Annotated in this window: 23 protein-coding genes; 1 reads left to right on the top strand and 22 read right to left on the bottom strand. The window is 56.6% G+C overall.

Going from position 1 to position 24,582, the window contains the following annotated elements; translation table 11 throughout:
• Positions 1-56: 56 nt before the first annotated feature.
• The 15 genes from R2940_11785 to kdsB form a co-directional block, all read right to left on the bottom strand.
• Positions 57-740 (bottom strand): PTS sugar transporter subunit IIC, encoded by a 684-nt coding sequence (locus tag R2940_11785; GenBank protein MEZ4600458.1) that lies wholly within the window; start codon positions 738-740, stop codon positions 57-59.
• 12 nt (positions 741-752) lie between these two features.
• On the bottom strand, positions 753-1,226 hold the full coding sequence (locus tag R2940_11780) for a PTS sugar transporter subunit IIB (protein ID MEZ4600457.1): 474 nt from the start codon (positions 1,224-1,226) through the stop codon (positions 753-755).
• Between the two features lie 25 nt (positions 1,227-1,251).
• Positions 1,252-1,653 (bottom strand): PTS sugar transporter subunit IIA, encoded by a 402-nt coding sequence (locus R2940_11775; GenBank protein MEZ4600456.1) that lies wholly within the window; start codon positions 1,651-1,653, stop codon positions 1,252-1,254.
• Between the two features lie 4 nt (positions 1,654-1,657).
• Positions 1,658-2,527 carry an RNase adapter RapZ gene (gene rapZ, locus R2940_11770; protein ID MEZ4600455.1) on the bottom strand — a complete coding sequence of 290 codons (870 nt, stop codon included), beginning with the start codon at positions 2,525-2,527 and terminating at the stop codon, positions 1,658-1,660.
• A gap of 253 nt (positions 2,528-2,780) precedes the next feature.
• On the bottom strand, positions 2,781-3,242 hold the full coding sequence (locus R2940_11765) for a PTS sugar transporter subunit IIA (GenBank protein ID MEZ4600454.1): 462 nt from the start codon (positions 3,240-3,242) through the stop codon (positions 2,781-2,783).
• An 80-nt stretch (positions 3,243-3,322) separates the two neighbouring features.
• Positions 3,323-3,871 (bottom strand): ribosome-associated translation inhibitor RaiA, encoded by a 549-nt coding sequence (gene raiA / locus R2940_11760; GenBank protein MEZ4600453.1) that lies wholly within the window; start codon positions 3,869-3,871, stop codon positions 3,323-3,325.
• Positions 3,872-3,944: 73 nt separating this feature from the next.
• On the bottom strand, positions 3,945-5,399 hold the full coding sequence (gene rpoN / locus R2940_11755) for an RNA polymerase factor sigma-54 (GenBank protein ID MEZ4600452.1): 1,455 nt from the start codon (positions 5,397-5,399) through the stop codon (positions 3,945-3,947).
• Between the two features lie 48 nt (positions 5,400-5,447).
• Positions 5,448-6,173: an LPS export ABC transporter ATP-binding protein gene (gene lptB, locus R2940_11750; protein MEZ4600451.1), complete on the bottom strand. Its 726-nt coding sequence runs from the start codon at positions 6,171-6,173 to the stop codon at positions 5,448-5,450.
• Complete coding sequence (lptA, locus tag R2940_11745; protein MEZ4600450.1) at positions 6,163-6,702, bottom strand: lipopolysaccharide transport periplasmic protein LptA; 540 nt, start codon at positions 6,700-6,702, stop codon at positions 6,163-6,165. Before lptA ends, lptB begins: the two co-directional genes overlap by 11 nt.
• Positions 6,692-7,225: an LPS export ABC transporter periplasmic protein LptC gene (gene lptC / locus R2940_11740; protein MEZ4600449.1), complete on the bottom strand. Its 534-nt coding sequence runs from the start codon at positions 7,223-7,225 to the stop codon at positions 6,692-6,694. The genes lptA and lptC overlap by 11 nt, the downstream gene beginning before the upstream one ends.
• Positions 7,226-7,332: 107 nt before the next feature.
• Complete coding sequence (locus R2940_11735) at positions 7,333-7,890, bottom strand: HAD-IIIA family hydrolase (GenBank protein ID MEZ4600448.1); 558 nt, start codon at positions 7,888-7,890, stop codon at positions 7,333-7,335.
• Entirely contained in the window at positions 7,890-8,858 is a 969-nt protein-coding gene (locus R2940_11730; GenBank protein MEZ4600447.1) for a KpsF/GutQ family sugar-phosphate isomerase, read from the bottom strand. The genes R2940_11735 and R2940_11730 overlap by 1 nt, the downstream gene beginning before the upstream one ends.
• Positions 8,855-9,688 (bottom strand): 3-deoxy-8-phosphooctulonate synthase, encoded by an 834-nt coding sequence (kdsA, locus tag R2940_11725; GenBank protein ID MEZ4600446.1) that lies wholly within the window; start codon positions 9,686-9,688, stop codon positions 8,855-8,857. The genes R2940_11730 and kdsA overlap by 4 nt, the downstream gene beginning before the upstream one ends.
• Positions 9,689-9,693: 5 nt before the next feature.
• Positions 9,694-11,298: a CTP synthase gene (locus R2940_11720; GenBank protein ID MEZ4600445.1), complete on the bottom strand. Its 1,605-nt coding sequence runs from the start codon at positions 11,296-11,298 to the stop codon at positions 9,694-9,696.
• 153 nt (positions 11,299-11,451) lie between these two features.
• Positions 11,452-12,186 carry a 3-deoxy-manno-octulosonate cytidylyltransferase gene (gene kdsB, locus R2940_11715; protein ID MEZ4600444.1) on the bottom strand — a complete coding sequence of 245 codons (735 nt, stop codon included), beginning with the start codon at positions 12,184-12,186 and terminating at the stop codon, positions 11,452-11,454.
• Between the two features lie 550 nt (positions 12,187-12,736).
• On the opposite strand from kdsB, the gene R2940_11710 reads away from it, so the two are divergent.
• Positions 12,737-14,962, top strand: coding sequence for a TonB-dependent receptor plug domain-containing protein (locus tag R2940_11710; protein MEZ4600443.1), 2,226 nt, complete (start codon positions 12,737-12,739; stop codon positions 14,960-14,962).
• 36 nt (positions 14,963-14,998) lie between these two features.
• Here R2940_11710 and R2940_11705 read toward each other — a convergent pair whose 3' ends face one another.
• From R2940_11705 to R2940_11675, 7 genes are all read right to left on the bottom strand, one after another.
• Positions 14,999-17,182 (bottom strand): hypothetical protein, encoded by a 2,184-nt coding sequence (locus tag R2940_11705; GenBank protein ID MEZ4600442.1) that lies wholly within the window; start codon positions 17,180-17,182, stop codon positions 14,999-15,001.
• A gap of 19 nt (positions 17,183-17,201) precedes the next feature.
• Positions 17,202-19,661 (bottom strand): response regulator, encoded by a 2,460-nt coding sequence (locus R2940_11700; GenBank protein ID MEZ4600441.1) that lies wholly within the window; start codon positions 19,659-19,661, stop codon positions 17,202-17,204.
• A gap of 199 nt (positions 19,662-19,860) precedes the next feature.
• Positions 19,861-20,508: a metal-dependent transcriptional regulator gene (locus tag R2940_11695; protein ID MEZ4600440.1), complete on the bottom strand. Its 648-nt coding sequence runs from the start codon at positions 20,506-20,508 to the stop codon at positions 19,861-19,863.
• Positions 20,509-20,691: 183 nt separating this feature from the next.
• Complete coding sequence (gene feoB / locus R2940_11690; GenBank protein MEZ4600439.1) at positions 20,692-22,692, bottom strand: ferrous iron transport protein B; 2,001 nt, start codon at positions 22,690-22,692, stop codon at positions 20,692-20,694.
• Complete coding sequence (locus tag R2940_11685; GenBank protein MEZ4600438.1) at positions 22,689-23,120, bottom strand: Fur family transcriptional regulator; 432 nt, start codon at positions 23,118-23,120, stop codon at positions 22,689-22,691. Before R2940_11685 ends, feoB begins: the two co-directional genes overlap by 4 nt.
• An 81-nt stretch (positions 23,121-23,201) precedes the next feature.
• Complete coding sequence (locus R2940_11680; protein MEZ4600437.1) at positions 23,202-23,945, bottom strand: cytochrome c biogenesis CcdA family protein; 744 nt, start codon at positions 23,943-23,945, stop codon at positions 23,202-23,204.
• A complete protein-coding gene (locus tag R2940_11675; protein ID MEZ4600436.1) occupies positions 23,942-24,499 on the bottom strand; it encodes a TlpA disulfide reductase family protein in 558 nt (185 codons plus the stop codon). The genes R2940_11680 and R2940_11675 overlap by 4 nt, the downstream gene beginning before the upstream one ends.
• Positions 24,500-24,582: the final 83 nt, after the last annotated feature.

Here is a 24,582-nt window from a genome sequence, read left to right as displayed (position 1 = left end):
TCCGGAGTTTCCTCATAAACCGAAAAAGCATTCATTCGGCTGTTTTTTTCAGCATGCTAAAGAAACAAAAGAGCGATAAAAAATGAACAGCAAAACAGCAGAAAAGCCCGCGGTGCCCTGAAGGTTCCAAGAATTGCGGCAATCCCGATCAAAGGAAAAGCGAGCCAAAGCCAACGGGCAACCTCCTGGAACCGTTCGGGCAGGTTTTCATGGAACCATTCCAAGGCCAGCGAGCCCATGCCGACGATAATGGCGAAGGTCGCAAGTGAGGCCAGCCCGAAGTGCAACAGACCCAGCAGATGCAGCCGCACGGCTTTGCGGTGATGCCCGGCATCCAGCAGAAACTCCGCTCTGGCCAGCAGCCGGGCGTTCCACAGACGGGCCAAACGGTCAAAATATTCCCCCGATTTGCCAAGGGGGAGACCCACGAGCAAGCTGAGAACAATCGCCGTTTCCATGGCAATGCCGGTTTTTGAAACAGCGGCAGTCGCCAGAACGGTGCAACCCACAGCCACCTGGGTATCATCGGGAGGGATGGCCGCTCCGATCGGCAGTCGCCCCACCCACAACAGTTCGAGCAATGCGCCGATCTGCAGCCCCACCAGAGGGTATCCTAGCAGCAGTCCTGTCAGGGGCGCCGCCACAATCGGCCGGCTGAGCATGAACTGCCCGACGGCTGTACGATCCAGCCCACATAAAAGAGCCACTCCGGCCGCTGTCAGGTAGGCATAAAAAGGCATCGACGGCGTCTCTCAGCTTATGGAACGCCAGTATCTCTGGCGGTCGGACGGCACACATTGCAGAACAACCCGCACCCCTTCTTTCTCCAGAGTCTCCAGGCTTTCCATATCATCTGAATCCAGGGCGACCGTACAGCTGAGCCGCTTGCGATCTTTGCCGCCGTGCAGGTTGCCAAGGTTGAGTGTGGAAAAATGAACCCCTTGACGAAAGGCCTCCATCGCGTCCGGAAGATTGCCGAACAGAAGAAAGATGCGTCTCTGGGCAGCCTCACGAGACTGAAGGAATGCCACCATCTCCTCGACGCTGCCGATCGCCACCTCGATGCCGCTGGGGACGGCGGCCTTCATCAGCTGCCGTTGGAAGGAAAGTTCGGGCAGGTCGTTGCTGGCCACAACAATACAGTCGGCACGGGTCAGCGGGACCCAGGCCTCCAGCACCTGGCCGTGAATCAATCGATTGTCGATACGTGTGAAAACAATGGCCATCCGCCCCCCAGGAATAAATCCGGTACTAACCCGACAGCACTTCGCTGGCCACCATGATGCTGCTTCGAGCATGATCCTTGAGATCCGCGGCAATCTCGGCCAGCGAAAGATCCGAGAGAACGTTGCAGGCTTTCAGCAACATGGGCAGGTTGACTCCTGTAACAACTTCCACCTTACCGGGATCAAGAAAGGAAAACCCGATATTCGAAGGGGTCCCTCCAAACAGGTCGGTCAGGATCAGGATTCCCCCTCCGGCTTCTCCGACCCGTTCGATAGCGTCGGCAAAGCGCTGGCGAATCACGTCCACACCGTCTTCGCGGTTGATGTTGATTGCCTCGACATGAGTCAGTGACCCCAATATCATTTCCGCGGCGGCGACCAGGGCCTGGGACAGGTTGGCATGGGTGGCGACGACGATACCTACCATTGGTTCACCCCTTGGCAATATCCCGGTGAATGACTTCGAGAGATATGAAAGGCTCCTGCAGCTCTTTCCGCAGATGTTCGACCAGGGCCACACTGCGATGGTGTCCACCGGTGCAGCCGACGGAAATAGTCAGATAGCTCTTCCCCTCCTGCCGGTATTGCGGCAGCAGAAATTTCAGCAATGCCAGAAAACGTTTCAGGAATTCCTGGGTGTCCGGCTGTGACAGGACATAATCGCGAACCGGTTGAGACAGGCCGGTTTGAGGCCGCAGATCAGGAATAAAATGGGGGTTGGTCAAAAACCGGACGTCCATCACCAGATCCGAACCGACCGGGAGGCCGTGACGATAGCCGAAAGACTGCAACAGGACTGCCAAGGGGAATCCGGCACCGGCACCGCCGCGGGCGATCTGCCCGATCTTGGCCCGCAATTGATGAGGCGTCAGGCCCGACGAGTCGATGATGACCGTGGCCAGAGCCTTAACCTCCGCCAGCAGCTCCCTTTCCCGACTGATGCTGGCGGAAAGGCCTTCCTTCTGCATCAGCGGATGGCGTCGTCGGGTTTCCGAATAACGGCGCATGAGGACATCGTCGGTGGCATCGAAGAAATAGATATCCACCCTGTGTCCGGCTCCCTGGACTTTTTGCAGGATGCTTTTGTATTCGGAAAGAAACTCGTGATTGCGAACGTCGACGACAACGGCAACATTGTTGTTGACGATTCCCGGTGGTTGCTGCAGTTCCATAAAATCGGGCAGAAGAACAACGGGGAGGTTGTCCACCACAAAGAAGCCCTCGTCCTCGAGGGCCCGGGCGGCAGTACTCTTGCCCGAACCGGACAGGCCGCTGATGATGACCAGACGCCTTCGATTCATCGCTCCCTCCAGGGCAGCGGCGGCAGCCACGCCCATCCCGGGTAAACAGTCTATTGGCATAAAAACAACGGCCGCACGCTACTTCGCGACGGCCGCAAAAGGTTGAACCGACAACAAATCCGCTGATTCGGGTCGAACCCCTATTGGAAGGGTAACAGGCCGGAAACCGGATTTATCGATCGGAAACCCCGGGTAGATATCACTGCGGCCCTGCCGTGGATCCGCCCGGGAGCCATACACTTGGGTCTGCAGGTTAGAGCTTTTCCTCCTCCTCAGCTATGATACGGTAAATATCCTCGCTGCCTTCCGCCTCGAGCAAACGGCGGCGGACAGCCGAGTTTTTAAGGAGCTTGGAAATGCGGGCCAGGGTTTTCAGATGAATACCCACCGATTCTTCAGGCGCCAGCAACAGAAAAAACAGTTTGGCCGGTTTTCCGTCCATGGAATCGAATTCCACTCCGGAACAGCTGCGACCAAAAGATATCAGGAGCTGCTCGATGTCCTTGAGCTTGCCATGCGGGATGGCTACCCCGTCCCCGATACCGGTACTCCCCAGCCGTTCCCTTTCCTGCAGAACCCTGATTATCTCCATGCGATCCAGGTTGGAATCGACCATCAGCACTGCATCCGCCAGTTCCTCCAGGGCCATTCTCTTGTCAGAAGCCTTGAGATCAGCCACAATGGCGGCGGGGTTAAGCAAATCGACGATTTTCATCTTTGGCATCCGACGCTCCATCCCGCAACATGAACGATGCGGGACGGAGCCGTCTCTCTCCTGAAAACATCATCAAAGTGTTATTTTCGCTCCGGGACAATCAGGCCGTAGTTACCGTCCTTGCGACGGTACACCACGTTGATTTCTTCGGTGGATGCATCCGTGTAGACAAGGAAGTTCTTGTTGAGCAGGTCCATCTGCATGACCGCCTCCTCTACAGCCATAGGCTTGACCGGAAAACTGTAGCTGCGGATGATGACCGGTTCACCCATCCCCTCATCGATGCTCTCAGCGGCCAGAACAGTTTTTTCGACCTGCCGCGGATTGCCGGGGAGGGGCTTGTGATTCTTGAGCTTTTCCTTATAACGCTTGAGCTGTCGCTCCAGTTTATCGGTCACGGCATCGATGGCCGCATACATGTCGTTGGTTTCTTCAGATCCCTTGATGGTGATCCCCTTGGCGACGATGGTCACCTCGGCGTTGTGTCTGATTTTTTTCGAAACGGAGAGAACAGCTTGAGCGTCGATCGGTTCTTCGATGTATTTCTTGAGGCGGGAGACCTTTTCTTCAACATAATTCCGTACCGGATCACTGGCTTCCATATGCCTGAAGGTCACAGCAATTTGCATAAATTCATATCTCCTAATAGTCGTTATGGGACAATTGAGAAAGAAGGCGATGGATTCCTTCCTCGGGCACCTGTCAGAACAGGCGTTTTCTTTCGGTGGAGGAGCTTATGCCCAGCATTTCCCTGTACTTGGTGACGGTACGGCGGGCAATGTCAATGCCCTGCTGGCGCAAGAGCTCCACAATTTTCTGATCGGAATAAGGCTTTTTGGGATTTTCTCCTGCAACAATCTCCTTGATTTTGCTCTTAACACTCTCGGACGCAATAGAAACTCCTACAGTTGTATTTATACCGCTGTTGAAAAAATACTTCAACTCGAACAACCCTCGAGGAGTCTGAACGTATTTGTTCGTGGTCACCCGGCTGACCGTTGATTCGTGCATATCGATATCCTCGGCCACGTCACGCAGAACCAGCGGCTTGAGGTATTCGATGCCCTTCTCGAAAAAATCTTTCTGGAATTTGACGATGCTTTTCGTCACCCGGAAAATGGTCCGCTGCCGCTGGTGAATGCTCTTGATGAGCCAGACCGCGCCGCGCAATTTTTCCTGAATATATTCGCCGGCTTTCTCGTCGACTTTGGACTCGGAGGAGAGAGCGTTGCGGTAGAAGGAATTGATCCGCAGGTTGGGCAGTCCCTCGTCGTTCAAAACGACCACGTATTCTTCCCCGATCTTGTAAACGAAAATGTCGGGTGTTATGTAATGGATCTCTTCCTGGCTGAAGGGGCGCCCGGGACGAGGTTCCAGACCGGATATGATGCGGGCGGCGCCGAGAACTTCGTCGAGACTGACATCGAGAGCCTTGGCAATGGCCTGGTAGCGGCGGTTTTCGAGATCGGGGATATGCTCCTGCAGAATAATCTCCACCAGTGAACCCTGCATGCCCAACTGCTCGACCTGCTTCAACAGACATTCCTGCAGGGTCCGGCAGGCGATACCGGCAGGATCAAAATCCTGTACAATCTTCAAGGCCTTCTCGACGATTTCCGGAGACAGCCCGGTCGCTTCGGCAATCTCCTCGTTGGTCGCCTTCAGGTACCCGCCTTCATCCAGATTACCGATGATTTCCGCCGCTGCCATTCTCTCCACATCATTGACCCGGGTCAGGTTCAGCTGCCAGCGCAGGTGGTCGGCCAACGAACTTTTTTTGGTCAGAAGATTTTCATAGCTGGGACGGTCATCCTCCCCTTCATAGAGTTCGGAGGACGTGCCTCCCCCCCCCAGATGGTAGCCTTCCAGATAGGTCTGCCAGTCGACATCATTGAATTCTTCAGGATTTTCCTTCAGTTCCCGTACTTCATCGGACCCCTGTTCGGCTTCCCGCTCTTCCTTGAACTGATTCGCCTCATCCTTTTCCTCGGCATGCTCCTGACCCTCTTCCAGAACGGGATTTTCCTCGAGCTCCTGACGGACGACGGCTTCAAGCTCAAGTCTCGACAACTGAAGCAGCTTGATCGCCTGCTGCAGTTGCGGGGTCATTACCAGTTGCTGACTCAGCTTAAGCTGTTGACGTATCTCTAAGGCCATAACACTCCCGGGGTCTCAACCCATATGCCGGTGAACAGCGATGTATGACTAAAGGCGAAACTTTTCGCCGAGGTAGATGGATCGAACCTGCGGACAGGCCGCGATTTCACCCGGCAATCCACACGCCAGAATTTTTCCGGCATTCAGAATATAGGCTTTATCGCAGACGTTTAAAGTTTCACGGACATTGTGGTCCGAAACGAGAATTCCCATCCCCTGTTCTCTCAGTCGGGAAATGATCGCCTGGATGTCGATGACCGCCAGGGGATCGATGCCGGCGAAAGGTTCGTCGAGCAACAGAAACCCGGGATTGGTCACCAGCGCCCGGGCGATTTCCAGTCGCCGCCGCTCCCCCCCGGAAAGGGCGTAGCCCTGAGTCCTGGCCACATGGGTCAGGCGGAACTCCTGCAGCAGATCCGCAACCCGGCTTCGCCGGGCCCCTCCGGCCTGGTTCACGGTTTCAAGAATCGCCAGCAGGTTCTCCTCGACCGTCAACTTGCGGAAAACTGACGACTCCTGGGGGAGGTACGCGATGCCGGCACGGGCCCTCTGATACATGGGCAGAGAGGTGAGGTCCTCCTGCTCCAGAAAAACCTTCCCCGCATCCGGGCGGATCAGACCGACCACCATGTAGAAGGAAGTCGTTTTTCCCGCTCCGTTGGGTCCGAGCAACCCGACCACTTCTCCGGAGGAAACCTCGAAATTGACACTGTCGACCACCTGCCGACCTTTGTAGGCCTTGCACAGATTTCGAGCTGTCAACTTACGGTGCATTCCCCTTCTCCTTGGGGTGGAACACCGCTTTGGTGCGGGAACCGGGTTTGCTTTTGGCCACACTGCGATCTTCGTTCAGGAAAACCGTGATTTCATCACCCTCGACGAAATTTTTCCCTTCCTGAACCCGGGGGGATCCGGTGAGGACGACTTTTTGCGCGTCATTGTCCATTTTGGCGGCCTGCCCGGTCGCCACCCTTATCCCCTGGACAATGCGAACATTCTTGAAAGCCTCGATCTCCCTGACCCTCTGGCCCCCCTGCTCTCCCTGCTCCAGATGCAGAACGAGTTCTTCGGAATAGATGGTCACATCTCCCTTTCGTGCCACCACGGCCCCGAGAAACCGGATCACCCCTTTGCCGTAATCGGCATTCATGCGTTCGGAGGTGATCTCCACCGGCTGCTCGCCTGCCTGACCCGCTGCTGGCTGGGCGGCAGAGGTTCCCGCAAAGAACGGCAGCGCCAGCACCAATGCGAAAAGAAGCAGAGCGTAAAAAGGACTGTTGCCCGGCCCGAACCTATTGATCATAAAATGTCCCTCTGACCTGGGAAAGCAGGCGGAGCTCCCGGGCATTGGCATCGAGCCGCAGACCGTTGCCAGTCATTACCATTCCGGGCCCGACCAATTTAACCGGCAGGTCGGATTGAACAAGCCCCTGTTCCTGCAGAAAAGTCAGTTTCCCGGTGTAGAAAGCGTGACCGCGGGTCCCCTTGGCCTCTACATTCCCCTCCAGTTCGATGCGCCCCTCGTCCTGGTACCACTGGCCCTGATCGGACACCAGCGCGACATCACCGAATCCCTCCAGGGAAAAAAACATCATCTGTACATTTTCCAGCAGGGTTACTGCCTGATCTGCATTATGAGCAGCGGAATCCGCCTTCAGGGTCCAGAGTTTTTCTCCACCCCGGGTTTCCGTATAATTTATCGTTTTCAGAGCGAGATCGACATCCTGAGGAAGGTTTTCTGCAATCTGCTGGGCCACAGGGGCCTCGAATTTCCTGAAAATGATCCACGACAGCAAACCGGCCATCACCAGCATGGAAATTAACAAGATATTTCGAATAGTTACCCGATTAATCATAAGTGGCCAAATTATAGCACCTGCCCCCCCGGGTGTAAAGACGATTTCCGCGCGAATTGGCACGGGATTTGATTACATCATTCCCTTCCTGGCGGAGCCGTTTTTGGACCCTCTGCCGAAAGGTCGAAATAGCGGGAGGTTAACTCGTCCCAGCGGCCACTCTCCTTGAGCAGCAGATCGCAGACTTCCCTGACCGCCCCTCGACCTCCGGGCTGCCGGGTCACATAATGCACCCGGTTCCTGACCTCCTCCACCGCGTCGGCCACAGCCACCGCAAAGCCGACCCGCTGCAGAATCGGCAGATCGACCAGGTCGTCGCCGACATAGGCCACCTCCTCATCCCGCAGGGAACAGATATCCAGGATCTGCAGATAGGGCTCAAGCTTTACCTTGGCCCCCTGATAGACCAGATCGATGCCCAATTCACGAGCCCGAATGGTGACGATACTGGAACTGCGCCCGGTGATGATCCCGATTCTGATACCGGCCCGTTGCACAAGCTTCAGACCGTGCCCGTCCTTGACATCGAAGGATTTGGTTTCCACCCCCCGGCTGTCGAAAGTGATCCTGCCGTCCGTCAGGACGCCGTCCACATCGAGCAGCAGCAGCTTGATTTTCTCCAGACGGCTACTCATCAGACAACTCCCGCCTTGAGCAGATCGTGCAGGTGAATGATTCCTACTGGTTGTCCACTGTCCTCGGTTTCGAAAACAAACAGCGAAGTGATGGAAAATTCTTCCATGACCTGGACCGCCTTGGCGGCCAGGGAGGCCCTGAGTATCCGCTTGGGGTTGCGGGTCATCACTTCATAGATGGGCCGGTTCAGCACTTCGACCCCCTTGGCCATAGCCCGCCTGAGATCCCCGTCGGTGAAAACCCCGACCAGTACCCCGGCATCGTCCGTGACTCCGGTCACTCCGAGTTTTTTGCTGGTGATTTCAAACAGGGCGTCCTTCAGCAGGGTATGCTGATGGGACAGGGGGATTTCCGTGCTGGAATGCATCAGATCCTCGACCCGGAGCAGAAGCTTGCGGCCGAGGGTTCCGCCGGGGTGGAACAGTGCGAAATCCTCCTCCCGAAACCCTCGGCGTTGCAGCAACCCCACTGCCAGGGCATCCCCCATGGCCAGGGTGGCGGTGGTGCTGGCCGTCGGCGCCAGACCGAGGGGGCAGGCTTCCTCCTTGATGGAGATGTCGAGAAAGACATCCGCAGCGCGCTGCAGGGTACTGCGGCAGTTTCCGCTCATGGCGATCAGGGGCAGCTTCATGCGTTTGATCACCGGGAGAATCCGCACGATTTCCTCGGTTTCTCCCGAGTTGGAAACCGCGATCACGATATCGCCTTTCATCAACATCCCCAAATCACCATGAATCCCCTCGGCGGGGTGCAGGAAAAAGGCCGGAGTGCCGGTCGAAGCCATGGTGGAAGCGATCTTCTGGCAGATCAGGCCCGATTTGCCCATACCCGTGATCACCACCCGCCCCTTGCACTCCAGAATCATTTCCACAGCCCGGGTGAACTCCTCCCCGATCCGTTCGGCCAAAGCCATTACGGCCTCGGCCTCGGTGATGAGCACTTTGCGGGCAATCTCAATCATGTTCATCGGCTCTTCTGTTGTTTGACGACGGCATCGATCGCCATGATCTCCCTCAACATGGGCTCGAGGCTGTCGAGAGAGAGGGAGTTGGGCCCGTCGCAGAGGGCTTTTTCCGGGTTGGCGTGTACTTCCCAGAACAGCGCGTCGACCCCCACCGCAACCGCCGCCCGGGAAAGGTCGGCAACAAATTCCCGCTGTCCGCCGGAAGATCCCCCGGCACCACCCGGCAGCTGCACGCTGTGGGTTGCGTCGAACACCACCGGACAGCCGGTGCGGCGCATGATCGGCAGGGAGCGCATGTCGACGACCAGGTTGTTGTAACCGAAGGTTGCACCGCGCTCCGTGAGCAGGATCCTTTCATTGCCGGTCGAGGCGATTTTGGCAACCGCATGGGTCATATCCCAGGGGGCCAGAAACTGCCCTTTTTTGACGTTGATCACCCGTCCGGTGCGGCCGGCAGCGAGCAGCAGATCGGTTTGGCGGCAGAGAAAAGCAGGTATCTGCAGGATGTCAAGAACTTCAGCGGCTTCTTCGAGCTGTTCCGTTTCGTGCACATCGGAAAGAACCGGCAGATCGAAATGCCGTTTGACCTGCGCCAGAATCTGCAATCCTTCCTGCAGACCGGGACCGCGGAACGCATCGACGGAGGTCCGGTTGGCCTTGTCGAAAGACCCCTTGAAAATCAGGCCGATACCCAGCTTGCCGGTCAAACTCCTGAGGCTCTCAGCCAGCTTCAGAGTTTCCGTTTCGTCCTCAATGACGCAAGGTCCGGCAATCAGCACCAGCGGCCGGCCGCCGCCGACGACCAGGTTGCCTACAGCAACTTCCCCCCTCATGACGTTCAGACCTCCTTCCGATGTTTCAGGCAGGCGCCGACGAAGGATTCGAACAGGGGATGGGGATCCATCGGGCGGGAACGAAATTCGGGGTGAAACTGGCAGCCCAGGAACCAGGGGTGATCGGCCAGTTCCACGATCTCCACCAGGTCGGCCTCGGGGAAGACCCCGGAAATCACCAGGCCCGCATCGCTCAGCACCTGGCGGAACTTGTTGTTGAATTCATAGCGGTGCCGATGCCGTTCAAGAATGTTCGACTGGCCGTAGATGCGGCGCGCATGGGTCCCATCGGCCAGGGTGCAGGGGTAGGCTCCCAACCGCATGGTTCCCCCCTTGCGGGTCACCTTTTTCTGATGTTCCATGATGTGAATGACAGGATTCAGGGCATCTTCCTTGAATTCACTGGAATAGGCATCCTCGACGCCGCAGACATTGCGGGCGTATTCGACAACCGCCATCTGCATGCCCAGGCAGATACCGAAAAAGGGCGTTCCGTTTTCCCGGGCATAACGAACGGCGGCAATCTTCCCTTCGCTTCCCCGCTGGCCGAAACCTCCGGGCACCAGAATGCCGTCCACGTTGGCAAAAGTGTCTCCGATGCCGTGGCGTTCAAGCGCTTCGGAATCGACGTAGACCAGATTCACCCGGCAGTCGTTGGCGATGCCGCCGTGAATCAGGGCCTCGGACAGGGACTTGTAGCTCTCTGTCAGTTCAACATACTTGCCGACGATGGCGATGGAAGCTTCGCCAGCCGGTTCCTTGATCCGCCTCACGATCCGTTCCCAGTCGGACAGGTCGGGGGCCTTGGTCCAGATGTTGAGATAATCGATGATTCTCTCATCCAGTCCCTGCTCATGGAAAGCGATCGGCACCTCGTAGATGCAGGGCACGTCCCGGGCGGTAATGACCGCCTCTTCCCGCACATTGCAGAACAGAGCGATCTTGGCCTTCATGTCCCGGGGGATTTCCCGGTCGCAGCGGCACAGAAGAATGTCCGGCTGGATCCCGATCTCTCGCAGTTCCTTGACGCTATGCTGGGTGGGCTTGGTTTTCAGTTCACCCGCTGTGGGGATGTAGGGGACCAGGGTCAGATGGATGTAGAGGACGTTTTCGTGGCCCCGGTCGGTGCGGAACTGGCGGATGGCTTCAAGGAAAGGGAGGGATTCGATATCCCCGACGGTGCCCCCCACCTCGATGATGGCGATGTCCACCCCCTTGGAATTTTCAAGGATTTTGTTCTTGATCTCGTTGGTGATATGGGGAATGACCTGAACCGTACCACCGAGGTAGTCTCCCCGGCGTTCCTTGCGAATGACGGAATCGTAGACCTGACCGGTGGTGAAATTGGACTTCTGGCTGAGACGGGCCGAAGTATAGCGTTCGTAGTGGCCAAGGTCGAGATCCGTTTCCGCGCCGTCATCGGTGACGAAAACTTCGCCATGCTGAAACGGACTCATGGTTCCCGGATCGACATTGATATACGGGTCCATCTTCTGCATGGAAACCCTCAGGCCCCGCGCTTCCATGAGTGCCCCGATCGAGGCCGCCGCCAGTCCCTTGCCAAGAGAGGAAACAACGCCGCCGGTAATGAACAGAAACTTGGTTTTCATAAAATTTCAACTCCTTCCCCCAAAACCTGACGGACTTGCAGCAAGCTGCATCCGAGACCGAATCCGGGACAAAACAGGGCCTTTTTCAAAGCAGGAATTCTACACTCAAGGCGCGGAAATGGAAACCCTTATTTCTTCCATTGTTCCCGCCTTTCAGCTCATCCCCCGAAGGTGAGCCTCAACCCGTGCCACATCCTCGGGCACGTCCACCCCGATGCTGATCAGGTCGGTTTCCACCACCCGAATCCGGTAGCCGTTTTCCAGCGCCCGCAGCTGCTCCAGCTTTTCCAGGCTCTCCAGCCGGGTGGGAGGCAGAGAGGCGTATCTGAGCAGAAAATCCCTGCGATAGACATACAGGCCGATATGCTTGAAGGCTTCGGGGTGCAGGCTTGCCCCGTCACGCCAATGAGGGATGGGCGCGCGGGAAAAATAGAGGGCGAAACCCTCGCTGTCGGTCACGACTTTGACCACGTTCGGATCCAGGAACTCTGCCCGGCTGCCGATGGGCGTCTTCAGGGTGCCCATCGGTATACCCGCATCCCGTTTCAGGGGCACAATGGCGGCCTCGATCATGGCCGGGTCGATGAGGGGCTCGTCTCCCTGGATGTTGACAATCAGATCCGTGGTGAGGTCTGCGGCCACTTCAGCCAGCCGATCCGTGCCGGTGGCATGATCGGCACGGGTCATGACCACTTCCCCGCCGAAAGATTCGACGGCCTGGAAGATGCGCTGATCATCGGTGGCGACAATGATTCTGTCGACCAAAGAGGCCTGGGACACCTGCCGGTAGACCCTTTCGATCATGGTTTTCCCCAGAATCAGCTGCAAAGGTTTGCCCGGGAAACGGGTTGAAGCATAACGGGCTGGGATGATGGCGGCGACTGTCATGACTGATCCTTTCCAAGGTCGCGGGTAGGGTAAAGAAATCGGATCGGGATGTCAAGAAAGGTTAAAGCAGGCAGGGGCTGCAATAATCGCAGGGCAACCGCTGCAACCATCCGATTGTCCGGTCCCGTACCCTGGTTTTGTGTATGGTTTTTGCATCCACTATTTTAATCCGCAGAATCTGCTGGCCCGTCCCCTGCTTTCAGGGTCGTCAGCGAGGTCTGTCCGCTGCCCGGCAGGAATCAGGACAGTTCGGCTCCTCTTCCCTCTCCTCCCCTGAATTACCCGCTTGGCTTTACTGGACACCTGTGATATTCATAGGTGCCCGCCGGTTTTCATTAGAGAGAAAACCGCCATCTTCCCGAGTTTTCGATCGATGTTGTCAACGCCCTTTCATCAGAAAAAGAACGTGCGGTTTGTCTGTCTGGCAGTGTTGTTTGCCTTGCTTTGCTCCCTTCCGACATCTCTCCATGCCAGCGGTTTGTCAAGCGGCGGATCCGGCGAGGCCAACAGTTCTTCATTCGTTGAAGAGGAACCCAGGATTCTGCCCCCCGTGGTGGTAAAGGCAGGAAAACCGGAAATCACCGGAAACGGTACCGTCATCAAACGGGAAACCATTGAAAATTTGCCCTTCCGTAATGACAGCATCAACGAGGCCTTGACGGTCCTGCCCGGGGTTCAGTTCAGCGAGGGTGCAGATATCTCCACCAGGGGTGGCGATATCCTTCCTCCGGCTGTCTCCATATCCGGCGGCAAAACATTCGAAAACAATTTCACTATTGACGGCATCAGCAACAACAGCCTGATCGACCCGGAGGGAGACACCGATCCGGTGACCAACAATGATGTCCCAGGTCACGCTCAGGACCTGTTTCTCGACAATTCACTGGTCGGCGCCATCACCGTGTATGACAGCAATGTGCCGGCCCGGTTCGGCAATTTCAAAGGCGGGGTAGTCGATGCCGAAATCATCAGCCCCGATCCGTGGTTCGGCGGCAAGCTGTTTTATCGAACGACCCGGGACGAATGGACCAGTTTCCATATCGATCAGGAGGACGAGCAGGATTTTCTCAATTCAACAGACCACCGGCAGCAGCCGAAGTTTCGCAAGCATCATTTTGGCTTCGACCTGCATCTCCCCGTCTCTTCAAGGCTCATGACCCTGGCCGCCTACCGCCAGATGTACTCACGGATTCCGCTGAAGCAGGACGAAGAGACCGAGACGCAGGAGCGCCGCGGCGAAAACTACCTGCTGAAAACCGTTTTTCTGGCGACGGAAGATACCAGCTTCAGTTTTCTCTGGACCTACGCCCCCTATCGCGGAGTCTATTTCAAGGACGGTTTCCGGGACAGCGAGTTCACCCTCCGTGGCGGCGGCCATCTCTTTTCCGTTACTGGCCATACGCGACTGCCCCTTGGCGACCTCGATGTTCAGGTCGCCTACCGCACCAGCGAAAACTCCCGTAAAGCTCCAACCGATATGATTCAGACGGAAATCAGTGATAACGTCTGGGATAAAGAGGGTTTTCTTGGAGATATTGAAAAAACCCAGGAAAGTTATCAGATCAAAACTGATTTCGCCTTTCGCCCTTTCTCCACCGGCCCCATTCATCATGGCGTCAACACAGGTTTAGACATCCAGAGAATCGAAGCCAAAACCGAGCGTGTGGATACCAGTTATCTGTATACCTATCTGATCGATGCCCCCCCACGACGAACAGCTTACGAAAAAGGCGAGACCGAAGTCCTTCAACGGATGTACAGCTTCCATTTGGAAGACATAGTGCGTTGGGCCAGGCTTGAGGTTCGGCCGGGCGTCCGTCTCGATTATGATGACTTTACGCATAACCTCAACCTGGCCCCCCGCCTAATGGCGGGCCTGGATCTTTTCGGCGACCAGCAAACCTTTCTGATCGCCGGCTTCAACCGCTACTATGCCAACAATATCCTTGCCTACAAACTGAGGGAGGCGCTGAATCCGACATATCAGGAGCGCTGGTCGGAAACCGATGGCTGGACTCTTTATAGCCGGTCCGTCACCGATTCCAAATATTCGGAGCTCGAAACTCCCTTTACCGACGAGCAAGTTCTCGGTCTGGAACACCAGCTGTTTGGCGGCAAGGCTGCACTGAGATACGTTCATCGCAAAGGCCGGGACGAACTGGCCAAGACATTCGAGCAGGAAGAGGACGGCATTTATTACAACACGCCGAACAACAACGGCAGCAGCCGACATGAGAGCTACAGGATCTCCTGGGAGCGGCAGTGGGCCAAACATTACCTGACCATCAACGCCGCCTATCAGAAAACCGAGACCAGCAATGAGTCCTATGACGAGCTTCTGGAGGAGGAGGACCTTCACGAGAGGGTCTGGTACGATGGTCGACTGCTGGAAGCAAGTGAGATGCCGAGGAAGGATTTCAACCGTAACTGGATCGTCAATCTGGCCTATGTCGGAAAGTTTCCTTATGGATTCACCTTCAGCGGGCTGGCCAAGTACCGAAGTGGCTATGAAAAATTGAAAACCACCGGAGAGGACATGATCCTCCCCAACGGGGATTCGGTGCCGATCTTTGACAAGGTAAAAAAGGGCGGGTCGGTCGTCGTTTCCTGCCGCCTCGAATGGGAAAAGGACCTCTGGTCGGATCAGAGCATGATTCTAAGCCTTGATGCCTTCAATCTGTTGAATAAAAAAGTGACGATTTCCGATCCTGACTCCAACGAATTCGCCGATGAAATCGGGCGGCAGATCTGGGCCGGTCTGGAGTACCGCTTTTGATAGCGCGGCCGGATTCGGTGGCCTCCTTTTCCCTTCTCACTCCTGACCTGCCACTCTAAAACTCATGGGCTCGTCCATAATTGCATATTGACCATCTCTGGAAACCGACAGCAAGTAATTTCCTGAAACAGGCAGAGGTGGGATTCGCAGGTATATACTCCCGGAGTCGGAGATGGCGGCAAGCGTCATTTCCATCGGCAGGGGCATACATTTCACCCCCCCTCCCGTGAAGGTGACACAGGCCTGGTTGCCGACCACGTCCACGCTTCTGGCGCTGGTAACACCCAATGTACCAAGTTCGTACGGCTTTTCAGGTTCTGTAAGGTCCACCACCAGCAAGCCCCGGTCATTATCGTAGATAAAAGCAAGCCTTTCGACCACCTTGGCCCAGGCGATGTTGCCCATAGCGGATACGGTGGACAGCAAGTTGGGACGATGCGGATGGGAGACATCGAAGATCTGACATCCGGCTCGTGAATTGGCCAGGAGCAGAAGGTCTTCGCTCTGGGAAAGAGCGACGGCGGTGCTGAAAACCCGTAGGTGGGAGGGGATCTCCACCTCTCCGAGCAGAAGAGGTCTTGCCGGGTTTTTCAGGGAGACCTGCAGCAACCCCCGCTCGTCGGCTGCCACATAAAGCTGATCACCGACCAGGGAGACGTCACGAACATTGCCCAGGCCAAACAGACTTCCAACTATCTGCGGGCGCCCGGGATCGGCGATGTCGATTACGAACAGGCCGTCATTTTTGACACCCACACAGGCCAGACGAGGCGACACCGTGATCGATTCTGCAGCCACTTTACCGGGGAGAGGAACAATGTTTTCAACATGCCCCTTTCCCTGGAGATCGCCGACAATCACCAGGCCTCCCCTGCGATCGGCTAGATATAATCTTTCATTGAACAGTTTCAGCCGTCGGACATACCCGGGGGTATCGATAGTGGAACCAGCTGTCATTCTGCCGTCGGAATCGATGTCGATAAAACGAACCCCTTCGTGGCCGTCGGCCAGATAGAGGCGATTTGCACTGGAAACCAACTCCAAGGCACTCCCGCCCGTCTCCAGGGTGGGCAGAGAAGCTTCGCGCGCGCGCGCGGGGTCTATGATCTGCAACCCTCCTCTGGACTGGGCAACATAAAGCAGCCCGTTGCCCGACACCACGTCCCAGGCGAGATGGGGAGTCTCGATGATTTTCTTCCTGATCGGCACGCCCCCGGGTTCTGTTTCAAGAACCTGCAGACCGAAGGTATTGACTGCGACAAAGATCCGGTTTCCGACAACGGCGATACCGCGCGCAAAACCGGGGGTATCGATTCCTTCGACGAATTCGACTTTTGTATCCTTCAATGCGAAAAGATCCACCCCCTGTTTCCCACACCCGACCAGCAGAGTGTTGCCGCTGATGGTAACCCGTTCGGCCGGGCCGCGGGTTTTCAAGGTATCCACCAGACGAAGCCCGCTCACTCTGTCGAAATCGATGATCGCCACACCGTTTTTCCCATTGGTCAGGTAGATGCGTTTACCTTTGACCCTCAGATGTCTTCTCTTCCCTTGGGGCAGATCCAACAGAAACATGCTTTCCGGATGCTGCGGGTGATCAACGGAAACCGCTGCAATACCGTACTGGTCGGCGACCAGCACAAACCCATTGAGAAAGTCTACGGCATAGGCATCTCCCCGGGTGGCGGTTGTGGAGAGGATGCGCAATCGGGCAGGGTCGGCAATCGAGATCACGACCAGACCGGTTGGGCCGTCGGCAACAAAGGCATGATCCCCGTGCACGCGGACCCCCCATGCAAACCCGGGCGTATCAACCGAACCGATAATCCGGGGTTTTTGGGGGTCGGCAACATCAACCACCTGCAGACCCCGCTTGCCGTTGGCCAGAAAGACCCGGTCTTCCCGAACCACCACCTGGTTCAGATGTCCCCAGGTTTTCAGGGAACCGACCAGCGCCCGATAATTTCCGGTATCGAAACTCAGGCTGGCCCTGACCCTGTCATCAAATCCAGAACCCGAAACTTTAAGGAGTTTTTCCCGATCTCCGACATCCACAGTCAAGGCGGATGCGAGGGTCAGGATTTCAGTCTCCTTTCTCCCTGAAAAGAGAGTCTTGAACAACCCCGTCAGCACCAGCAGATAGGCCAGAAAACTCAGGACCGCCAGGATTTTTATAAAGAAACGGGTTTTACCCGAGTCCCGTAGAAATATCTTGTCCATGCCTCATGCCAACCTGCCGTCATCCGGCTCCCGAAAAGACACCTTCCGCCAGCCATTTTTCTACGACTTGATGCAATTGCTTCTGTTTGAAAGGCTTGCAGAGATAGTCGTCCATGCCCGCCTCGCGGCACTGTTCGACATGATTATCAGAAGTATGGGCCGTGAGTCCCACGATCGGATGTCTCCAGCCCGTGGCGCGGATCTGGCGAGTAACCGTGCAGCCGTCCATCTCCGGCATATTGAAATCCATCAGTATTAGGTCGAAGGACGAGTTCCGCCAGATGTCCAGAGCGCTTTTCCCGTCTCCGGCAACCACGACCTCGTGCCCGGCGCTGCCAAGACTGATTTTCAAAAGATTCTGGGTGGTTACGTTGTCTTCAGCCACAAGTATCCTGCCCCTGCGTTTAACCAGCTCCTTTTCATCCTCCGCACCTCCGTCCGGATCCTGAACGGATTTCGGCGGCGCCTTCAGGGGCGAGGGAGGTCCCTCGAGGATCTTCGCGAGGCATTCATCGACCACAGAGGGCAGCAGCGGCCTGTAAATCACGGCATCGACGCCATCGAGTTCCCCGCAGGGCATATTGTCCCGGTTCTTGACGGCCACCAGCCATCCGTCAAAACCGCTTTCGGTCAGCAGTTCGGCCAAACGCCGGCTATCCTCCCCGGGCAGCTCCTCGTCCAGGACAACGGCATAAAAAGCGTTGCCGGCATCCTGGCCGTTTTGCAGATGGCTCCAACCCTCTTCACAGCTTGCCGCCGTAACCACCTCAAACCCTTCCGCCTTGAACCGTTCCCGGAACATCTGACGAACGGCCAGGCTGTCGTCGACGACCAGGACTCGTTTTCCGGTTCCTTTTTTTCCGTGAGAAATGCGGTCCCTCTCCACTTTCTCGGGCACCTCCAGATCGACCGTGAAATAGAACAGGGATCCCGTTCCCTGTTCACTGCTCAAACCGATCTTTCCGCCCATCTTTTCCACCAGCTGCTTGACGATGGACAAGCCCAATCCGGTACCGCCGAATTTACGGGTGACGGAGTTATCCGCCTGGCAGAAGGCATCGAAGATCCTCTCCCGGGCGGCCGGAGCGATGCCGATACCGGTGTCACTGACCAGAAAACGGAGGGTGGCACGATCCGTTTGTTGCCGCACCAGTTTGACGTGGAGCGCAACCTCACCTGCCGGGGTGAATTTTATGGCATTGCCGACCAGGTTGAAAATGACCTGGCGCAGCCGGCCCGGATCCCCGCGCAGATGCCTTGGCACATCGGGCTCACAACGGCAGAGCAACTCGAGATTTTTGTCCCGCGCCCCTTTGGCGAGCAATTTGACCGGGGTTTCAATGATCTCCGCAAGGCTGAAATCAATGTGTTCCAGAACAAGTTTTCCCGCTTCAATTTTCGACAGGTCGAGAAGATCGTTGAGCAGGGTCAGCAAGCCCTCCCCCGATTCAAGGAGGGTCTCCACCAGATTGCGCTGATAGTAATCGAGGCTGCTGGCCAACAGCAGTTCGGAAGTCCCCAGCACTCCGACCATGGGGGTTCGGAGCTCGTGACTGATGCTTGTCAGAAATTGCGATTTGGCATGACTTGCGGCTTCAATCTTGGTTTTGGCGGTTTCCAGCTCTACGACCGTCTGCTGTAATTTTTGATTCGCTTCGTGCAGTTCGGAAGTCCGCTTGAAAACCAGGTCTTCGAGATGGTGCCGATAGCGCTCCAGTTGCCCGTCCCGTTCCTCAACCCGGCTGAGCATGCTGTTGAAACCATCGACCAGAGATCCGACCTCGTCATCGGAGGTTTTTTCCGCCCGGATGGAAAAATCCTCCTCCCTTCGAACGTGGTTCATCTTCTCCACAAGATAGAGTATGGGACGGGACACCAGTTCCTGAAGGCGAAGAGAAAGCAGGTAGGCCAGCAGAAAGGAGACTCCGACGACCAGCAGCCCTGCCCCCGCAAAGAAATGCAGCCAGTTGTAGAAGGGTCCTATATCGGCATTGAGATAGACCATGCCGACGGGATTTCCCTCGAAATAGACCGGACAAAAAGTGGTCAGGTGGCTGCTGGAAAAGCGGCTCGATTTCTTCCCGGCGCTGACCCCTTCGGCAAGCTGTTTCAGTTCGGGTTCAGATAGTTCGAGGCGCCGGGAGGCGTGCTCTTCAGCCTGGCCTTTGCATCTATAATACCGGGCGAAAGGCTGATTCCGCTTGTCGAAGATGTAAGCCAGCTGGATATCGGGTTGGGAAGCCAGGGCTTCCAGGGTGTTCTGAGCCAGGTCGCGATCATTGAAAGTCAGGGCGATGGAACTGTTCGCAGCGATGACCTCGGCAAGGGAAGCGTTGTTGCTGACCATGACCTTGCGGAAAGAAAATATTTCCGCGGCGATGAAGGCGGCAAAGGTCAGCAACAGCACGATGCTGCAGACCAGCATGGTGATGCCGGTGAGCTTTTTTTTCAGGGTGGCATTGGCGAAAAGGTCGGCCATGCGAGCCTCGGGAAAATTATCCGTCTGCTCTCGCCAGGGGGCGGAGGATTACTGGAGGCATGTCTGCAGAAAAGAGGAGAAACCCCTGTCAACGCCCGGACGAAGTCGAATTTCATTTACCGGCCGTCAATTTAGCAAAATAATCCCGAGGAGGGAAGGAGTTTTCATGAGCGGCAGGGAGAAGGAGGTTTGGAGGCCGTCATCCCTTGCGAACGAAAATTTCCCGGGCCAGCATTTCGTCCACGGCGAACTCCGAATTGCCGACACTGAAGATGTAGCTGGGAAAGTTCCTGTTGAGCCTGATCTGGTTGCCGGGCAAAACCCCCATGGACATCAGTTTCTGCATTTTTTTGCTGTCGTCGGTCGCCAGATAGGCGATCTCCGCCGTCTCGCCCACCTTGATCTCCGTCAGGCTCACGACGCCGACATCCCCCTTTTCCCGGGCTTCCAGACAGCAGGGGCCCGGCGGGATCGGCTTGCCGTGGGGGCAGGTCGTGGGATGGTTGAGAAGGGTGCAGATCTTGGTTTCCATCCCTTCATTGAGGAGATGTTCAAATTCGCAGGCGGTGCTGTTGGCATTGGAGTCCTTCATGTCGAGGATATCCATCATAAGGCGCTCGGCGAGGCGGTGCCGCCGAACCACCTGCTCCCCTTCGAGGCGTCCTGCAGGCCGCAGATAAACCCGCTCACCCTGGATTTCCACCAGGGACCGCGCGACCAGTTCGCCCAGGGCCTGGTCCCCCGCTTCCACACCGAGCTCGTCCAGACTGGCGGAATTATCCCCCTCCTCCACCACGGCCATCCAGAGAGCCTCCAGCAGGTCCTCGGCTTTGCAGGAATTATTCATCGTCACTTTTTTTCTCCTTCGATTTTCGGTTATTCCGCCTCTGCAGATACCCGGGCACCAGGGGATTTCCGTATCCACAGTAAGGGCAATAGCGTTTCTGGCATTTTCCCAGACAGCGGCCGCAGGGGTTTTTCGCCTCACCGGAGCGGGAGGAGAATTCTCTGCCGCAGAAGGCGCATTGCATCATAGCCATCCGGTGACCGACAACAGGCGGTTCAGCAGCCAGCCCACGCTGAAGGCCAGCAGGGAAACAAACAGGAATATGCTCAGGGCTACCTTCCAGCCCCTCTCCTTCTTCATCATCAGAAACTGGGCGATACAGGGAACGAACAGGGTCATGGTCACGGCCGCGACGGTCAGCTGAAGAGAGGAAAGCAGTCCGGAGCTGTGCAGGTCAAAAAGCCCGGCAGCACCGAAGTCCCTCCGGAAAAAGCCGAAAATGAAGGCTGCGGAAACCTCGGCGGGCAGGCCCAGGGACCGTACCAGCGGCGTCATGCCGGCGACCACCCAGTTGAGGGCTCCGGTCATTTTGCCGGCCCACAGCAGCACCGACGCGATGATGAACAGAGGAAAGATCTCCAGAAAATACCATTGCATGCGGCTGAGGGTCTTGATCATCACGTTGTGAAACTGGGGCAGTCGCAGGGGGGGCAGCTCCATATAGAACATCGGCTGCTCGCCAGGCATCAGGCGGGCCGAAAGAAATCCCACGGCCAGAAACACCAGGGCGATACAGAAGCCCCAGATCAGCAGGGCCAGGGGCACCCCGGACAACAGACCGAGGATGACTCCGAGCTGGGCGCTGCAGGGAACGGCCAGGGCCAGCAGCAGGGTTACGATAATGCGCTCCCGCACGGTTTCGAGGGTGCGGGTGACCATGGTGGCCATGGTGTCGCAGCCGAAACCGAGCACCATGGGGATCACCGCCCGGCCGTTGAGACCGATTTTTTTGAAAATGCGGTCAACCAGCATGGCCAGGCGGGGAAAGTAGCCCACATCCTCGATAATGGAGAAAGTCAGGAAAAAGGTGCCGACGATCGGCAGCACCAGAGCCACGGCGTAGCGGACCCCGAGGGTGAACAGCCCGTATTCACCGACCAGAAGCTCGCGCAGCCAGTACCAGGAAGTCGCGCGCTCGACCAGTGCGATCGCCCAGGGATTGAGATAATTTTCGAACAGGATCCCTTCGAAGAAATTGACCAGCGTGCCGGCGCCGAACTGACCAACGAACTGATAGATGCCGAAGTAAAGCACCAGCAGCAGCAGAGGGAAACCGGTCCAGGGATTGATGGTCCAGGCGGACAGGCGGTCGGCGAAATTCTTCCTGCGTTCCTGAGGCTGCTGGATGACGCCATCCAGCACCCCTTTGCAGACCCTTTTCCTCTCCAGACTGATCCTCAGGTGGAGATCGAGCCGCCGTTCGAACACCGTCTGATTGACCGACTGCTCCACCAGAGCGAAATTCTCGCCCTCGGTGCACCGGACCAACTGCAGGATTTCCTCATCCTTCTGCAGCAGCAGCAGGGCCAAAGCCCTTCTGGATAGGGCGTAACGGCCGCCGAGGGCGGAGGCGACCTTGTCGATGTCCCGGTCCAGATCGGCCGAATATCCAAACACCGCCTTTTTCGCGGGGGAATAGGCGGCGATCGCCTGACGGACCTCCGGCAGTCCGCGTTTGCTGCGCATGGCGCCGCCGATCACCGGGATGCCCAGTTTTTCTTGCAGCAGCCCGATGTCTATTTTCATGCCGATCCGCTCGGCTTCGTCGATGATATTGACCAGCAGAATGACCGGCAGCCCCGCTTCGATGAGCTGCAGGGTCATCGGCAGCATCCGCTCGATGTTGCGGGCGTCCACCACGTGGATGACGGCATGGGGCTTTTCCAGCAGCAGCATCTCCCGTGCGACCCGCTCCTCCTCCGTGATCGGCATGATGGAATACATGCCGGGCGTGTCCAGTATCTCAAACCGCGTACCATCGATCTCGCAGTGCCCGCGGGATACGGCCACCGAAGTGCCCGGATAGTTGGAAACAACGGTATAAGTTCCTGTCAGGACGTTGAAAAGGACGCTTTTTCCAACATTGGGGTTGCCGACCAGAATAATTGTGTTGCGGGACTCATCAACGATATTCTCGCTGTCCATTACAATTCGCTCACCTTCAACTGCAACGTCGACTTTCATTTTTTTCCGCACTTGGAACAGAGACCGAAAATTTCCAGACGATGGTGGGTCATGACAAAATCACGCTCCTTCGCCACCTGCTCCTGCAGCCGCTCGATGCGGGAATCCTCGAACTCGAGGATTTCGCCGCACTGGGTGCAGATCAGGTGATCGTGGTGCTCCCCCTTCCGGCTGGTCTCGTAAAGGGTCTGGCCGGCGCCGAAATCCCGTTCCTGGGCTATTCCGCTCTCGGCAAACAGCTTCAAGGTCCGATAGACTGTCGCATAGCCGATATGCGGGTGTTTGCTCCGGATCCTGAGATACAGGTCTTCCGTGGAAATGTGGTCCGTGGAATTCAGAAATGCATCGAGAATGACTTCCCGCTGGCGCGTCGACTTCAGCCCCTTGCTGATCATATACTGCCGGAAACGCTCACGTTTTTCCACCATCGCACTCCCCCCCTCCGTGAAATTGATTTTCAACTCTACAAAGATGGACAGGCCGATGTCAAGGCAAAAAACCCGGAAGAATCAGGGATTGACGGGAAGAATCTGATAGAGATAGCCGGTGACAATGCCGAACATGTTGAAAAACAGCATGACACCAACAATCATCAGCAGGATGCCGGTGAAAATTTCCACCAGCCGGATGTATTTGCGAAACGTGTTGAAAAATTCCAGGAAGGCGTGAAACAGCAGTCCCGAAACGAGAAAAGGGATTCCCATCCCCGCCGAATAGGTAGCGAGCAGCAGAATGCCCCGTCCCGGGCTACCGGAGGCGCCGGCAGCCAGCGTGAGAATGGCACCGAGAATCGGTCCGATGCAGGGGGTCCAGCCGGCGGCGAAGGCCACTCCCACCAGGAAGGTCCCGAGAAAGCCGGCTGGCTTGGCATGGATGTGAATCCGCTTGTCTCCAAGCAGAATGCCGAAGCGAAACAGCCCGCTGATATGAACGCCGAACAGGAATATGAGCACTCCACCCAGCTTCTGAATCCAGCCCAGACTTTCACGCAACTGCCCTTGAAAGGAAGCAGAGGCGAGACCGGCAAGAGCCCCGAGAGCGATGAAAACCGTAGAGAAGCCGGCAATAAAGAGCAGGCAGTGGACCAGGACGGTCCATCTCACCTGCTTTCCCGGATGGGCTTCCTGCAGCTGGCTGAAACTCAATCCGGTAATATAGGTGATGTAGGAGGGCAGCAGGGGCAGCACGCAGGGCGAAAAAAACGACAGCATTCCCGCGGAAAAAGCAATCCAGTAAGTTACATCCATAGTCATGATTCAACGGACCCGATCAATTCGGAGAGCTCTCGGCGAACCTCCGGTGAGGACCAATCCCGCGGGCCGAGATGACGTACCACAATCCTCCCCTCGGGATCAATCAGAAAAAACAGCGGGATCTGATAGGCTCCATACAGTCGCTGAACACTTCCGTCGCTGTCGAGCAGTACGGGAAATCCAAGGCCATGTTTTTCGACATAACCGGAAACGATGCTTTGAGGCTCGCCGAGATTGATGGCGAGAAGGGCCAGATCGGAATCGGCAAAATCTCGATACAGGCCCTGGAGGGCGGGCATTTCTTCACGGCAGGCCGGACACCAGCTGGTCCAGAAGGCAAGCAGGACGAATTTTCCCCGGAAGTCGGCAAGCTCGACCTGTCCGCCGTCGATGCTGGTCAATTCGAATCCCGGGGCCTGCTCCCCGACAGCGATGTCGTCTTCTCTCCCCCTCTGCATGAGCAGCCCGATCAGAACCAGCGCAACCAGGGCGGCCAGGGCGACCGCTGCCGCCAAGGTCCACCTGGAAAAACCCTGTTTCCTGCCGCCCGTCATAGGACCTCCCGGATTCCGTCGCATCAAAGGTTTATTAAACATCAACTATAAGGCCTGGATTGTCAAGCAAAGACATCTGCCTT

Source organism: Syntrophotaleaceae bacterium (assembly GCA_041390365.1).
Lineage (GTDB): Bacteria > Desulfobacterota > Desulfuromonadia > Desulfuromonadales > Syntrophotaleaceae > JAWKQB01.
The sequence above is the reverse complement of the archived record's forward strand: the minus strand, read 5'-3'. Positions and strand labels throughout refer to the sequence as shown.